This window comes from Silicimonas algicola, from assembly GCF_003970735.1.
Classification (GTDB): domain Bacteria; phylum Pseudomonadota; class Alphaproteobacteria; order Rhodobacterales; family Rhodobacteraceae; genus Silicimonas; species Silicimonas algicola.
In genome coordinates, this window is the sequence record NZ_CP034588.1 from 4,291,860 (window position 1) to 4,306,810 (window position 14,951).

Genomic DNA, 14,951 nt, shown 5'->3' on the forward strand with positions numbered 1-14,951 from the left:
CCTTGGCTCTACTGCGATAGTGGCGACAGTATCACCTCGGTGACGTTCCGGATTGTCACGACGGTCCCTGGGATGAGCCCGGTACGCCGCCTGTCCTCGTCCCTGAAGGACGAATCCAGGTTGGCCATTCGTCGAAGGATCGGGATCAGGGCAGGAGAGTCCCCAAAGGTGAAATGCCCGGTCCCGAAGGCAGAGATGTCCAGGAGGATAATGTCTAGATCGGCGAGCGCGGACGCGTCGGTAATGCTCCCCAACCGCCCGCTCTCGCCAGAAATGAGGGCCGAAAGTCCGAGCGCTGCATCGCGGTTGGATACGAAGATCACGAAGGGCTGGGGCAAGGGCGATATGCGCGCGACCTGCTGCCGGAAAACTTCCACGTCGATGTCCGGAGAGACCAGAACGACTCCACCGAGCGTCCGCGCGCCCCAGCCCGGATCCGCGATCTCGATCTGGCGCAGGGTCTCCATCGTCAGGTGCGCGCCCAGGGAGTGGGCCACGACCACGAGCCGCTTGTTGGTCACGGGCAAAGACCGAAGCAGGCGCTCAAGCGCATCGCGCGAATACAGCGTGCTGTCCCGGTCATAGGCGTATCCGAGCGGGCTGTTGGCGGAGGGCCAGGCGAACTCAACCGACACACCCGGCAAGTCGAGATCGTGGTTCAATTGCGCCATCCGCATCACACTTTCCGCGTAGGTCGTGTTGAAGCCGTGGATGAACAAGGTGATGGTCCGGTCGTCGACCTTCATTCGGGCAAGGTCCTGCGCGATGGCCGCGGCGAACTGTTCCTCTCCCCGAAATTCCTCGGCCTTCAACGCCATGAAGTGGCGAGCGGGGTCGGGAGCGTTGGTCGGCATCGCAAGCTCACCGGGCGTGTGAGCCTCCGGGATGCGTACCTGATAGCGGAAATGACGGGTCGTCTCACCACGACCTCGCGCAGGCCGACTCTCGATATCACTTCGGTTCGTTGCGACGTAGACCATCGTCGCCGTGCCCTCTGGTGTTCCTTGGGGCACCGACGCCACGGGCAATCGCGGAACACAGGCCGCAAGGATGAGAACGAAGAAAAGGGGTAGCAGACGCATCGAGAGGCAGCCTGACGAAGGGTGTGGCCACTCTGCCCCTTATGCGATTGTCGCGCTAGAGGACGAAGCGGCTCATGTCTGCGCTGCGGGCAAGTTCACCGAGGTTCTTCTCGACGAAGTCGGCATCGACCACAACTTTGTCGCCGGCCCGGTCCGGCGCGGTGAAGCTCAGCTCTTCGAAGACACGCTCCATGACGGTGTAGAGCCGGCGCGCACCGATGTTCTCGATCGACTGGTTCACTTCCGCCGCGATCTTGGCCAGGGCGGCGATCCCCTCTTGGGTGAAGGACACCTCGACCTCCTCGGTGTTCATCAGCGCCGTATACTGAAGCGTCAGAGCGTTGTCCGTTTCAGTCAGGATACGGACGAAGTCATCCTCGGTCAGAGCCCGCAGGTTGACCCGGATCGGAAGACGGCCCTGAAGCTCGGGAAGAAGATCGGACGGTTTGGCGATGTGAAACGCACCCGAAGCGATGAACAGGATGTGGTCTGTCCTCACCGGCCCGTACTTTGTCGATACCGTCGTACCCTCGATCAGAGGAAGCAGGTCGCGCTGAACACCTTCCCGACTGACATCTGCACCCCGAGTCTCTGCCCGCGCGGTGACTTTGTCGATCTCATCCAGGAACACGATGCCGTTCTCCTCGACCGCGAAAATCGCCGCTTTAGTGACTGTTTCGTCGTCGAGAAGCTTGTCTGCCTCTTCTCCGATCAGGATGTCGTAACTTTGCGCGACGGTCATGCGCTTCTTCACGGTGCGTCCGGGGAAGCCCTTTCCGAATAGCGATCCGAGGTCGAGAGCCATCCCCCCCTGCCCCGGCGGCATTCCGGGCATTCCCAGATTCTGGAACGGGTTCGACTGGTCCTTCATCTCAAGCTCGATGACGGTGTCGTCCAGCTCGCCGCGCTTTAGCTTGTCGCGGAACATGTCGCGCGTCTGTTCGCGCGCGCCCTCGCCCGCGATGGCGGCCAGAACACGATTCTCGGCGGCGGCACGGGCGTTGGCCTTCACGTCCTCACGCATATGTTCGCGTGTCATGGTGATAGAGGCTTCGACCAGATCCCGCACGATCTGTTCGACATCACGGCCGACGTAGCCGACTTCGGTAAACTTGGTCGCCTCGACCTTCAAAAACGGCGCGCGGGCAAGCTTCGCCAGACGACGCGAAATCTCGGTCTTGCCGACGCCCGTGGGTCCGATCATCAGGATGTTTTTCGGATACACCTCATCGCGGAGGTCGTCGGGAAGCTGCCGGCGGCGCCAGCGATTTCTCAGCGCGACAGCGACGGCCCGCTTCGCGTCCTTCTGTCCGATGATGAAACGGTCAAGCTCCGAGACGATTTCTCGCGGGGTCAGGTCGGTCATTTCGAGATTGTCTCCACGGTCAGATTGCCGTTGGTGTAGACGCAGATGTCGGCGGCAATGGCCATTGCCCGTCGTGCGACGGACTCTGCGTCGCCATCGCCGTCCATCAGCGCTCGCGCGGCGGCGAGGGCATAGTTTCCACCCGATCCGATCGCGGCGACGTCATGTTCGGGCTCGAGCACATCCCCTGCCCCCGTCACGATGTAAAGTTCTGCGCCATCCGTGACGATCAGCATGGCCTCCAACTTCTGAAGGTACTTGTCCGTGCGCCAATCCTTCGCCAGTTCAACGCAGGCGCGCTGCAACTGACCGGGCGTCGCCTCGAGCTTGGCTTCAAGGCGTTCCAGCAGCGTGAAGGCGTCGGCGGTCGACCCGGCAAAGCCCGCGACCACGTCATAGCCGCCCGGCGAGAGACGACGCACCTTGCGCGCGGTGCCCTTGATGACTGTCTGACCCAGGCTGACCTGTCCATCGCCCGCAACGACGACCGATCCTCCCTTGCGGACCCCGATGATCGTCGTCCCGTGCCAGCCGGGAAAGTCGCTGTCCGCCATGAATGCCTCCATTGTTTGGGGCTATATGCGTACCGGGGCTGGCGACTGCAACCCGGACGCCGACATGCAAAGGGCCGCCCAAAGGCGGCCCTGCGACACGGCACGAAGCCGGTCAGATGGATTCGTCTATCCAGCCCTTCAGTGCTGCCTTGGGTGCGGCGCCCGTCTTGTTCGACACGACCTGGCCGTCCTTGAAGAGGAACAGCGCCGGGATCCCGCGAACACCAAGCTGCGCAGGCGAGTTCGGGTTCTGGTCGACGTTGACCTTGGCGATCTTGATCTTGCCGCCGTATTCGTCCGACAGCTCTTCCAGAGCCGGGCCGATCATCTTGCAGGGACCGCACCATTCGGCCCAGAAGTCGACGACGACCGGAACATCCGAATTGCGGACCTCGGCGTCGAAGGTGTCATCGGTAACGGCAACGGTGGCCATGGCAGGATCCCCTTGTGACTAGGACAACGAACCTAGGAAGCGCTGCCCAGAAGGTCAAGATATGGTGGCGCGACCCAAAGCCGCCCTCACGATACCGTGGGGTAGCGGCATCAGCGTCGCTGTCGCGGTCCAGAGCACCGCGACCTCCACCTCGCGGGCAGGATAGACCTGCTCCAGTGCAAGAAGGTAGGCTCCCATCTGACGGAGGATTCCTTCCGGCGTGTCCTCGGGTCGCGACGGCACGATCGCGTTGGTCTTGAAATCGACGGCCTGCACACGCCTGTCGCCAACCAGCAGGCGGTCGATGGTCCCCGCGATCTCGCGCTCGAAGCCGGGCAAACGAACGGCGATCTCGGCCTCAACCAGCGCTTCGCTAGTGAAAAGGTCCGGCTGCAACGCGAGGTTCCGCAGTGCCTCGTCGAGCAGCTCGTCCACCTCTTCGGTATGCGCAGCATCTGGTCCGCGAGAGAGGAGGCTGTGCGCGAACGCCTCTGGGTGCAGCTTGCCGGGAAGATGCTCGAGGAGAAGGTGAAGCTGGCGTCCGCGACGCTTCGCGGCGTTCTCCGCCAAGGCGCCGCCGCCCAGGACCTTTGCGCCGCCAAGATTGGAGGGAGAAAGAGGCTGAAGCGGCTCGAACAATGGCGCAGGTTGGGTCAGGAAATGCGGCATTTCTCGAGCATCAGAGACCTTTTCGGACGTCGGCAGCTCGTCCAGAGTGGGCCACTCCCCATGTGCCAGACGGAGAATGGTTCCCTCCGGGGTCTCGACCTCGACCCCTCCCGCTGAAGTCACGCCTTCACGCACCAGCCGATGCCAGTCGACGTTTCGAGATGGCGCGCGCGCTTGCTCAACCCCGCAGACGATCAGCCACTTCTCGGCACGCGTCATCGCGACGTAGAGAAGCCGATCTCTCTCTTCATCCTCCGCCGCACGCACGCGGTCACGCGCTTGAGCGATCTCCTCCGTCTCGTGACCGCGCTTGAGCGGCGGCAGAGTGATGCCGTCCTCTGCCACGAGAAGATCGCTCGCGTTTGGACGCGGCGGCGCGGTGGTGTCGGGCAGGATGACGATGGGGCGCTCAAGACCCTTCGCTCCGTGAACGGTCATCACACGGATAAGATCGTCGGCACCATTAGCCTGACGCTTTACCACGATGTCTTCGGTACTCAATCGGTTCAGAAAACCGGTCAGGCTGGGCACATGATCTCGCTCGTACGCCAGCGCCTGGTTCAGAAGTTCGTCTATCCCCTCGCGCGCCTCCAAGCCGATGTGTCCCAGAAGCTTGCGTCGACCGTCATGTCGCGTGAGGATCCGTTCAAGCAACTCGTAGGGTCTCAGGAAGTCGATATCGTCCCTTAGAGACCGGAGAATAGTCACTGTTTCGGGAAAATCGTCGTTTCGACGCAGAAGCTCGCGCCAGAGCGTAGGGGCTGTCCGTCCGTGTGCGAGGTCGAAAAGCTGGCCTTCGCTCCACCCCAGGAGAGGAGATTTCAGTGCTCCCGCTAGGGCAAGGTCGTCGTCGGGAAGAGCCAGGAAAGACAAGAGCGCGGTGAGGTCTTTTACGGCCAGTTCCGCTGCGATCTTCAGACGATCCGCGCCGGCGATCGGCAGTCCCGCCGTCTTGCAGGCAGAGATGATCTGCTCGAACATTTCGCCCCGACTGCGCACGAGGATCATGATGTCCCCCGCCGAAACACACCGCACCCGTCCGGTCTTGTCGCTGATGGCCTCGCCTTCCAGAATCCTGCCGATGAACCTGGCGAGCGACCGGGCGAGGGTGACCTGTGCGCCATCCGGCAAGGGCCGGTCCGCCGGGTCGTGCCACGGGTGAACCTCGGGCTTTTCGGGCGGCGGAACGAGGGGCCACACATCGATGCGGCCCGGCATGTCGCTGTGGAACGCCAGGTGGCTGGCGTCGCTGCCTGTGCCGGTCACACCGTCAAGCGCGAGGGTCGCATCGACGGCGCTCAGGATCGCGGGCGAAGATCGGAAGGAGTGCCTGAGCTCCCGTCGGGACAGCCCTCCGGCCAGTTGCCGCCCGAAGGCGTCGGCCATCCGGTCAAAGCCAGCGGCATCCGCACCCTGGAAACTGTAGATCGACTGCTTCTTGTCTCCCACCACAAACAGTGTTCGCGGTCGGTCTGGCCGCGCGCCTGACGTCAGTTCCTCGGCGAGCGCCCGAATGACCTGCCACTGGCGCGGGCTCGTGTCCTGCGCTTCGTCGACAAGAATGTGTTCCAGCCGCGCATCAAGGCGAAACAGCACCCACGGCAGGGTCGGATCGGTCAGAAGCCGCTGCGCGCGACGGATCAGGTCGTCGAAGTCCAGAAGCGCGCGCTCCTCCTTGGCTGCATTGTAGGCGGGCAACAGGATGCGGGCGAACTCGTGCAACGCCGACATCCGGCGCGCGGCATTCAACGGCACCCAGGCGGCACGCGCCTCCTCGACGCGCAGCATCAGGTCATTGAAGCGGTCGAGGTGCGACTGGAAGGCGCCGTCCCTGAGCGCCCGCGTCGGCTGCCCGTTTATCTTGGCCCGGCACGCGTTTTCGCCCGACTGAAACAGAAGGAACTCGGTCAGTTCCAGAAGAGTGCGCACCGTCTCTCGCGAGCCGCACTCCGAAATCCGGGTGGCCAGCTTCACGTCGTTCGCGCCGCCGGTTGAAAGGAGGGGAACCAGCGACTTGAGGAACGCCAAGTCGCCCGGCTGCAAGGCGCGCGCTACGATGTCCGCTTCTGTCGTCCCCGGCGTCACGCCGCAGCGCGCCGAGATTTCGTCCCGGGACAGGGAGGGAGTGAAGCCGTCCGCGTTCGAGATGACGTCCTTCGCAAGAGAGGAGAGGCTGTCGGCGTTCATGCAGGCCGAGGCTTCGGCCAGGACAGCAGGATGCGATCGGGCGAGGTCGTCGAGGATCTCGGAAATCAAAGCCTCCTGCGCCGTATCGTCCATTTCGACGAACTGGGGTGACGTGCCCGACTCCAGCGGAAATTGGCGCAGGATCGACGCGCAGAGGGAATGGATCGTCTGGATCTTCAGCCCCCCCGGTGCTTCGATGGCGCTTGCGAAAAGTGTTCGCGCCCGGGCGAGGTTGCGGGGCAGGGCCTCGCCAAGGTCGGACAGCGCTAGTCTCAGGCTTGCATCGTCGAGCATCGCCCAGGCCCCAAGCGTCTTGAACAGACGATTCTGCATCTCGCTTGCCGCGGCCTTGGTATAGGTCAGGCAGAGGATGTTCTGCGGTTCGACACCGTTGAGAAGAAGTCGAGCGACGCGGTTCGTCAGCACGCGCGTCTTGCCCGATCCAGCGTTTGCCGAAAGCCAGGTCGATACGGCCGGATCGGCGGCAAGGTTCTGTACGAGCGTCGCCTCGTCCGTCATCCGATCTTCTCCGGAACCGTCGGCTGCGACGGGTCCCATTCGCCTACGCGGGCAAGGTGATCGTAGTCGCCGTCATAGGGAACGAAATCCATCCCGCGTCTCGACGCGAAACCGGTCCCGGCCCGCCCGTAGGCGGTGACGAGGTCGACAAGCTCGCTTAGCACGTCTGCCGTTGTGAATTCGGGAGTATCGATCCCATGTAGGAGGATGCTTGCCTCTTTCGGGCTTCGCCCCGTTCCGATATGGACGATTTCCGCCACGATATCGGGGTCCACGCCCGGAAAGCCGCTGCCCTCGGCCATGACGGCCTCGACGAGAAGCTGCCTGTCGAAGTTGCGAACGTCCTTTGAATCGGGCGGAGAGCCCGTCTTATAGTCGTAAATGACAAGCCCCCCGTCGCGAAGGCGGTCGATGCGGTCGGCCTTGCCGACGATTTCGACCGCTGTCCCGGGAATGACGAATCTGCCCCGCGCCTCGCGTGCGACGCCTGTTGATCGCGCCATGCGGCGGAGCTCACCGTCGATGAGCCAATCGGAGTTCTCGGCAAGTTGACCCCACCAGTGCTGCCGCACCGCGGGCATCGGCACGTTGTGCGACAGCCGGTCTTCGGCGATGTCGCGCAACCGTTTTGCGGCGGTGTCCGCATCGGCAAAGTCCGCGTCCAGAGCAAAGAAACGTTCGAAGATTTCGTGGAAGACCGTCCCCTTCATCCGCGCGTCGGGTCGCGTCAGGAACGGCGGCAACGGGTTCAGGCCCAGAATCCGTCGCGCATAGACGGCGTAGGGGTCGAGCACGAGGGTGCGCAACTCGGTCACCGAGTATTTCTTCGCACGGGCCGCAACGGGCGGGGCGGGGCAGGGGCGTCTTGGAGCCTGGGTCCGCCTGACGGTCGGAGAATCCAGGGCCGCGGAGTGCGACAGGAAGACGTCGCCGCGCAGACGCATCTGGCGAAGCGCCTCAGGTCCGTTCTGCTCGGGCAGTCCCGAAAGAAGGTTCGTCAGACGATTGAGCCAACGCGACGGGACGGTCTCGCTCTCTTCGGTTCTGGCCGCGCGGGACAGGACAACCTCGGGTGCTGCGACGGCCTGCTGATAGTCATGCGCCGCAAGGCCGATCTCGCGTTCCGGCAAGAGAAGCCCCAGGGCCGCGCGCATCCTTCTGTTCAACCACGGATCGGGCGATGGCTGCTCGGGCCACACGCCTTCGTTGAGACCGCCGAGGATCACCCGTTCCGCACCCTGAACGCGCGCCTCGAGGGTGCCCCAGATCATGACGCCTGTATGCGCGCGGTCCAGTTCACGCGCGCTTTCCGCCGCCAGGGCCTTGTCGAGAAGCCGGCCGTAATCGAACAGCGCGATGTCGCCGGTGAAGCTCGTCTCGGCCAGGAAGGTGTCGATGACGGCGCGGACGGCGCGCCCGGTGGCATCGTCCCAGAGGGACGGGGGGTGGCTGCCGAATCCGGACGCAATCTTCTCGGCCAGTGAGACATGCAGCGCGGCGAGTCCCGCAAGGTCACGCGGGGGCGCATCTGCCAGCGCGTCGAGGACCCCTGAGAGCCACCTCGTCCATGCCTCGGGCAAACCGGCGCCTTCGGCCAACGTCCCGACGCTGTCCAACGTGACAAAGGCAATGTTCTTCCGACGCAGCGCCACTTCAAGCGACTGCGCCGCAAGCATGTGAGGACCGCGTTCGGGCCCGGCGGCAACAAACGGATGCTTGAGCAGCGCGATTAGGTCGGCGGCGTGGACGGGCTTCGCGATCAATTGAACGGTCTGACGCAGGAAACGCCCCGACGCCGTCAGCGACAGGGGCACTCCCGCGCTGTTGTCGGGCACGATATCCCATCTCTCCATGGCAGCTGCGACGCGTCGTCCCAGCATCAGGTCGGGTGTGATGAGCGCCGCTGTCCGACCTTGATGAACGGCTTCCCTCAATGCAACGGCGATGGCTCCGGCTTCGTCCGCAGGCTGGGGCGCCTCGATCAGGGCAAGGCCCGACGTGGCAGACAAGAGATCACCCAGATCAGGCCCTTCGGACAGCCATTGGTCGGACACATGGGCGGGGCGAAGCGATAGCGAGATCAGGCGGTTGCGCGCGGGGTCGGGCGGCGTGCCAAGAGGCAGGACATCGCCGGCCGTCAACTCCAACGAATGCAAGAACATCGCGAATCTGTACTGGGGATGATCGTCCGAGCCGGGGCGCGACAGCAAAGACGACCAGATGTTCTCCGGCAGGTCCCGATCGAACCCCGGCAACACGACGGCGCCGAGGGGGAGCCCGGCGACAGTCCGCATGAGTTCGGCTGTCGGCGCCCTCGATCCCGTGGAACCAGCGACGATGACGGGATAGGGCGGCGGGGTCCTCCGCCATGCGTCGCACAGCATGAGGATGGCTTGGCGGCGCCTCGCCTCCGCGTCCATACCGTGTTCGGAAATACTGTCGAGATAGGTTCCGGTCACCTTCAGGAAGGCGAGGCTGCGCGCCCAGTGTGCCGACTCGTCGCCGACGTCGATGGCGTCGAGAGCCTCCACCGGCACGCCTTCGCCCTGCATCTCGTCCAGAAGCCGCGCCAGGCTGTCAGCCAGGTCAATCGCTGCGGCGCGTGGCGCAAGGGTCGGATCGCGGTCGATCAGCGCCTTCACCAGTTCCGCCATTTCCAGTCTGCGCCGCAAAGAAGAGACCGCGGACGGCAGGTCGAGGCCGGGAAGGACCCGATCGACCTCGGTCACCAGTCCGATTCGGGGCAGTAGAAGGGGTCCTGCCTTTGCGAAAAGTGACGAAAGCCTGCGCTGCATGCGCCGCGTGTTTACCAGGATGCGAACACGGGCCAATTCCTCTGGGGAACGCCCTGCGTGATAGGCCAAAAGCCTTTCGACCAGAAGCTTCGGAAAGTCGGCTCCGGGCGGAACGCCGAAGACGCGAGGCGTGTCGCGGGGCTCAAACATTGCTCAAGAGGCGTTCCGCTTTGGCAAGGCCCGCAGCATCCCCGGCCTCGCAGAAGACCCCGTCATAGACGACGCCATGCAGCCCGCCATCCTCCGCCAGAAGGTCCCAGTAGCGGTTGAGTGAAAAAACCTCGTCTCCGATTTCGTCCAGCCTGTCGGTCCGGATGATCTGGAGGCCCGTGTAGACATAATCGCCCCTCCGCTCGAGTCGGCCGCCATTCAGGCCGAAATCTCCCCGGGCGCCGGCAGCGGGCGAGACCAGAAGCAAGGCGTTCATGTCAGCCTTCCAGGCTTTGATCAGCGTGGCGGCCGGATTGCGCCCGATCCAGATCGCGTCCGAGTTGGCCGTCATGACCGGGCCGGGACCAAGAAGGGGCAGCGCCGCCTTCAGACCGCCGCCCGTCTCCAGGATCTGCGGATCTTCGCGGCTTATAACGACACCGGAAGCTTCGAGATGCGGGGCGATGCGGTCGTGCAGATGGTGCGTGTTCGCGACGATGCGCGTAAGGCCCGCCTCTTTCAGGATGCCGATGGTATGGTCGATCATCGGGCGCCCGCGAAGGGGAAGCATCGGTTTGGGCGTGTGGCGCGTCACATCCCCCATCCGCGTCCCGAAACCGGCGGCAAAGATCATGGCGGCCCGTGGTCGCGTCATGCGGGAACGCCTTCGGGCAGCGCGGCGAGAGTGGCCTCTCGAACCGCATCGAATTGCGGATGGTCCAGAGCCTCGACCAGATAGCGACGGACGCGCGGAACCTTCGGCAAATGTTGCGGACGCCCCTGCGCGGCGGCGCGATGGAAGATGCCGAGGATGCGAAGGTTGCGCTGCGCGGAATAGGCGGAGAAAGCAGGAAGCAGTGTCCGCATGTCGTCCCCGCTTCGGCGGGCATAGTTTTCTATGACCCTGGCGCGCCTGTCGCGCGGCACCTCGGTACGTGCGTCTGTGAGCAGGGACACCAGATCGTAGACGGGATGGGCGAGGAAGGCGTCCTGGAAGTCGATCAGACCCATCCGCCGCACGCCCTGCCGGTCCGGAAGCCACAGGATGTTGTCGGCGTGGAAATCGCGCAGCGAGACGGTGACGGGTCCGTCCAGCTTCAACAGGATGGCTTGAAGACAATCGCGGAAAAGCGCGAGCGCGTGACCGTCTGCCCCGGGATAGAAGTCGTCGGCAAGCGACGTCATGGCGGCAAGATCGCGCGGGTCGGGGCAGGGCAGGTCGGGCGGAATACCGTTTCGAAGCGTCAGAAGAAGGTCGACGGCGGCAGTGTCGAACTCGGCTTCGAATGCAGGGTCGGACGCCAGCAGTTTCGTCGCCGAGTAATTGCCGAAGTCTTCGCAGAGAAGCAGACCGTCGTCCTCGCGTCCGAACAGGATCGCTGGCGCTGACACCCCGGAGACAGTCAGCCAGTCGCCGACGCGCACAAAACGCCGCGCGACATCCCGGTCCGAGCGTGAATCCATCAGGATCGCACTCTGTCTGCCCTCCTTCAGGCGGAAATAGCTGCGTGGGGACAAGTCGCCCTCAACGGCCTCGAACGAGGCGCGGCTCCATCCTGCGTCCGTGGCGAAATCGCGCAGCGCTTCGTCCGGCTCAGGCATCGACCGTCCCGAGGCGCCCGACCCAGGTCCAGCGAGGGTCGCGCCACGCAAACGAAGCGCGCCGGCCGTCGCCCTCGATGGACATCGTGACGCTCAAGGCGTCTTGCGGTACATCCGAGCCAAGGCGGTCTGGCCATTCGACCAGAACGACCGCGTCTTCGAACGCCGCGTCGAGACCCAGTTCCGCGACCTCGCCCGCCTCGGACAGCCGATAGAGGTCGGCGTGCCAAATCTCGGACTCGCCGTCGTCGTAGGTCTGAACAAGAGTGTATGTCGGCGAGGGCACATCCTCGACCTGACAGAGACGCGACATCCGGGATTGAATCACCGCGCGCGCAAGACTTGTCTTGCCGGCGCCGATCGGACCGTCCAGCAAGACGACGCAGCCCGGACCAAGCTTTCGGGCTAGTGTTTCGCCTAAGGCGCGGGTGTCCTCGTCGGTGGCGAGATAGACGGATGCGGTCGTGTCCATGACCCCGCCAAGATGGAGTCGGGGACGCCGGGCCGCAAGACGCGATCAGACCGCGTGTCGGAAACGTACCTCGACCGGACTGGAGGTCTGGACGCGGAAGATCGCCAAAGTCTCGCCGCCCTTCTGCGGTACGAAGCGGCAGGCCAGGTGGCGGCCATCCAGCATGGTGACGTTCGCTGTCCACTCCTCGCGATCATGCGAACGCTGTGCGTAGTCGCGGAAATCGCCCCAGGCCGGGCTCGGCTGGCTCAAGGCGTGCCAGCGCCGCATCACATCGCCGATTTCACGGCCGACAAGGCCGTCCGCACCATCGTCTCCCCAGAGGTCGCGGTAGGCGCGGTTGGTCAGCGCCAGGCGTCCCGCGGCCGAGAAGGCGGCAACGGCGTCATCCATCGCGTCGATGATGGCCTGCGACCGCTCCAATTCGGCACGGAAGCGGCGGGTAAGGGACATCTCGGCGCTGATGTCCTCGAACAACAGGGCAACCGCTCCGTCCGGATGCGGGCGACCGGTGACGTGGTACGTCTGGCCGTCCGGCAGCGACCAGGTTTCGCTGTAGGTGCCGTCGGCTGCAGCCGCCTCGAGTTCCGCGATGGACGTGCGCCACGAGCGATAGTCGCGCGGTTCCGGCATGACGCGGTTCTCCCGCAGCCGGTCGAGGAACCCGACGAGGCTGGGTTTGGACGTCAGGAAATCGGACGGCAGGTTCGTGAGGTCCAGAAGTGCTGGATTGAACAGGACAAGGCGACGCTCGCGGTCGAAGATGGCAAGTCCGGTGGCCAGTTCAGCAAATGTCTTGGTCAGGGTCTGGGTGAACTCGCGACGCCTGTTCTCGGAGCGGACGGCCTCGTCGGCCGGGATGGCGGTGCACAACAGGTCAGGGCCGACGGGGGCGACGTGACAGTCGTACCACGCTTCGTCGTGACCATTGGCATCATGGAGCGATATTCTCTGTCCGTCGCGAGAAAGGGCCGTCGTGCGCAGCGACGGAAAGAGCGTGGGCAGCGGCCAGACCTTGTGCGGCGCTCCCTGTGAGGTTTCGATCGCGGTCATGTAGGCTCGGTTGGCCCAGGTGATCTCGCCGTCCGCATTCTGCCGCCACAACAGGAAGGGCGCGGCGGCGGTATTGGCGCGAAGGGTCTCGAGCTCGGACTCGATGGCGCGCTGCACGTGGATGTCGTCACTGGAAGGCGTACCATCGACAATTTGTCTCAGTTTAAGACGTATCGATTCGCCGACAACATGGCGTGTGGCCTGAAGCCGCCCGTCTCGCGATTCGGCCGTGATGTCGCCTTCGCTGTCCGGTGGGGCGATCAGCCTGCCGGGATTGTCGAAGCCGCGGGTCAAAAGCAGCCTGAGCCTGTCGATTGCGGCGTCGGGTCCGTCGATATGGACAAGGGCGTGCCCGCCGGCAAAATTTGCGTCGGTGACGGCGCCATCGCGGATCAGGAACAGAAGGGGGGCCGCGTCGTGGTCACCCTTGATTGCACTTCGATTCGACAGGAATAAAAGAGCGGCATAGGCCGCGAGCCCGGCGCCAAGCACGTAGCCGGCCACGGTTACGATATTGAACAACAAGTGACTTCCCCCGGTAACGACGCGCCCAGACTGCGTGGCGATGGTTAACGGCTGGTTAACGCGGGGCAGACGAGGGAACGCTCACGCCTCGATGGGGCGGTTCTGACCGAGTGCCGCGCGCTCGGAATCCTCGGCGCGTGCGAAGGTCTGGCGTTTCCAGCGTGTTTCGACGACGGCGCCGGTCCTATTCCCCGCGCCCTCGTCTCGGTCGAGAGGGTCGCTTGCGTTGGCGAAGCTCAGTTCCGCGCCGGACCTTTCCAGAAGCGTCTTCGCTATGAAAAGCCCAAGTCCCATCCCTTCGTATGCCGGACGCCGAGGATCACGGCGGCGTTTCCGCACGAAAGGGTCGCCGATCCGGCTCATGACCTGTGGAGAGTACCCAAGTCCATCGTCCATGATCCGCACGGTGATGACGTCGTCGTCCCATTCGACGTCGATCCAGACTTCGGATCGCGCGAAATCGACGGCATTCTGCACCAGATTTCTCAGGCCGTGGATGATCTCGGGGCGCCGGTCCACGACGGGCTGTCGTCCGTCATCGTCGCCGAGGATGGCGTAGTGCAGGGTCTTGCCACGGTTGGCATGAGGTTCCGCCGCCTCCCGCACCACCGCACCGATCGGGGCGCGTCGCATGTGAAGGTCGTCCTTCCCGATTCGGCCCATGGACCTCAGGATGTCCCGGCAGCGGTCGGCCTGGTCGCGGATGAGGCGCGCGTCCTCCTGCAACTCGGGGTGTTGATCCAGTTCCTCAATCAGCTCTGCGCTGGCGAGCTTGATGGTGGCGAGCGGCGTGCCGAGTTCGTGCGCCGCCGCAGCGACCACACCGCCCAGGTCGGTCAGCTTCTGCTCTCGCGCCAGCGCCATTTGCGTCGCGGTCAGAGCCTGCGACATGGCGTGTACTTCGGACGTGACGCGGCCGGCATAGACGGACAGGAACAGGATGCCGATGACGATGGCGACCCAGAACCCCCAGACGAAGACCTTGGGCATCTGCATGACGAAACCGGTGGTCGTGACGAGCGGCACGTTCCAAAGGGCCAGCGCCGTGACGAGGGTGACCGATACGGCTGCGACGATTGCAGTCGTGCCGGGCCGCAGCGCCATTGCCGAAATGGCGACGGGGGCGAGGATCAGAAGCGCGAAGGGATTGTTGAGGCCGCCGGTCAGGGCAAGAAGAAAGGCAAGCTGGACGATGTCAAAGAGCAGCATCGCAGCAACCTCGAATTCGGCCAGCCGCTTGTTCTCGGGATAGATGAACACCGCCACGAGGTTCGCCACGATAGACGCGCCAATGGCAAGGAAACAAAGGCCTACGTCCAGGTTGAGCGCGAACAGACGCTGCGCGATAGTGATGGCGGCGAGCTGTCCGAAAATGGCGATCCACCGCAGCACGATCAGCGTGCGCAGGCGGACCCAGTCCGACCGTCGCAGGTGGGGCGCAAGCTCGGGATCGGCGGCGAATTCCGATTTCATGTCCGGCATCCTGCGCGCGCCGCGAGGCGGGATCAATCCGGAGAGACTGGTTTGACCGTATGTGTAGGGCA

At 64.2% G+C, this 14,951-nt stretch carries 11 protein-coding genes; all 11 read right to left on the reverse strand.

Translation table 11 applies throughout. The features are described from left to right. Positions 1-8: 8 nt before the first annotated feature. Positions 9-854 carry an alpha/beta hydrolase gene (locus EF888_RS21300; RefSeq protein ID WP_164721778.1) on the reverse strand — a complete coding sequence of 282 codons (846 nt, stop codon included), beginning with the start codon at positions 852-854 and terminating at the stop codon, positions 9-11. Positions 855-1,137: 283 nt separating this feature from the next. Next, a complete protein-coding gene (hslU, locus tag EF888_RS21305; RefSeq protein ID WP_109759217.1) occupies positions 1,138-2,448 on the reverse strand; it encodes an ATP-dependent protease ATPase subunit HslU in 1,311 nt (436 codons plus the stop codon). Continuing rightward, a complete protein-coding gene (hslV, locus tag EF888_RS21310) occupies positions 2,445-3,002 on the reverse strand; it encodes an ATP-dependent protease subunit HslV (RefSeq protein WP_109759218.1) in 558 nt (185 codons plus the stop codon). The genes hslU and hslV overlap by 4 nt, the downstream gene beginning before the upstream one ends. Positions 3,003-3,114: 112 nt before the next feature. Continuing rightward, entirely contained in the window at positions 3,115-3,435 is a 321-nt protein-coding gene (gene trxA / locus EF888_RS21315) for a thioredoxin (RefSeq protein ID WP_109759219.1), read from the reverse strand. Positions 3,436-3,489: 54 nt separating this feature from the next. Further along, positions 3,490-6,810 carry a double-strand break repair helicase AddA gene (addA, locus tag EF888_RS21320; RefSeq protein ID WP_109759220.1) on the reverse strand — a complete coding sequence of 1,107 codons (3,321 nt, stop codon included), beginning with the start codon at positions 6,808-6,810 and terminating at the stop codon, positions 3,490-3,492. Next, positions 6,807-9,539: a PD-(D/E)XK nuclease family protein gene (locus EF888_RS21325; RefSeq protein ID WP_206508382.1), complete on the reverse strand. Its 2,733-nt coding sequence runs from the start codon at positions 9,537-9,539 to the stop codon at positions 6,807-6,809. The genes addA and EF888_RS21325 overlap by 4 nt, the downstream gene beginning before the upstream one ends. Positions 9,540-9,747: 208 nt before the next feature. After that, positions 9,748-10,410, reverse strand: a complete 663-nt coding sequence (locus EF888_RS21330; RefSeq protein WP_109759222.1) for a nucleotidyltransferase family protein — start codon at positions 10,408-10,410, stop codon at positions 9,748-9,750. Continuing rightward, positions 10,407-11,357: an aminoglycoside phosphotransferase family protein gene (locus EF888_RS21335; protein WP_109759223.1), complete on the reverse strand. Its 951-nt coding sequence runs from the start codon at positions 11,355-11,357 to the stop codon at positions 10,407-10,409. Before EF888_RS21335 ends, EF888_RS21330 begins: the two co-directional genes overlap by 4 nt. Beyond that, positions 11,350-11,829, reverse strand: coding sequence for a tRNA (adenosine(37)-N6)-threonylcarbamoyltransferase complex ATPase subunit type 1 TsaE (gene tsaE, locus EF888_RS21340; protein ID WP_109759224.1), 480 nt, complete (start codon positions 11,827-11,829; stop codon positions 11,350-11,352). The genes EF888_RS21335 and tsaE overlap by 8 nt, the downstream gene beginning before the upstream one ends. Positions 11,830-11,874: 45 nt before the next feature. After that, positions 11,875-13,386, reverse strand: a complete 1,512-nt coding sequence (locus tag EF888_RS21345) for a PAS-domain containing protein (RefSeq protein WP_164721780.1) — start codon at positions 13,384-13,386, stop codon at positions 11,875-11,877. Between the two features lie 102 nt (positions 13,387-13,488). Further along, positions 13,489-14,880: a sensor histidine kinase RegB gene (regB, locus tag EF888_RS21350; RefSeq protein WP_109759226.1), complete on the reverse strand. Its 1,392-nt coding sequence runs from the start codon at positions 14,878-14,880 to the stop codon at positions 13,489-13,491. Positions 14,881-14,951: the final 71 nt, after the last annotated feature.